The organism is Massilia sp. CCM 8734 (assembly GCF_011682155.1).
GTDB classification, from domain to species: Bacteria; Pseudomonadota; Gammaproteobacteria; order Burkholderiales; family Burkholderiaceae_D; genus Telluria_A; species Telluria_A rubra.
Genome location: NZ_WHJI01000357.1, coordinates 1 through 255 on the forward strand (window position 1 = coordinate 1; position 255 = coordinate 255).

Sequence of the window (255 nt, forward strand, 5' to 3'; positions counted from 1 at the left end):
TTCAGGCCGCGGATGCGCGCCTGTGCCAGCAGGAACTTGATGTGCCGGTTGTGCTCGTCGGCGGTACGCTCGCGCTCGCGCACCGTGGTGGTGGTGCCGTTGCGATTGACGGACGAGACTTTGCCCGAACCTTGCGGCTTGTCGCTGTACTCAACGCTGCCGTTGGACGCTGTGTTTTGTGATTCGCATCCTACGCTGTTGGGTGCGAATCACCATGCTAGCCAATCTATTCCACCGCCTAATCCTGATGGAGGA

The 255-nt window shown here is 60.0% G+C and carries 1 protein-coding gene; it reads left to right on the top strand.

Features of this window, described 5'->3' with window-relative positions; genetic code table 11:
- Positions 1-182, top strand: a 182-nt coding sequence (locus F2P46_RS39550; protein WP_208296982.1) for a hypothetical protein, incomplete at its 5' end; no start/stop codon positions are given.
- Positions 183-255: the final 73 nt, after the last annotated feature.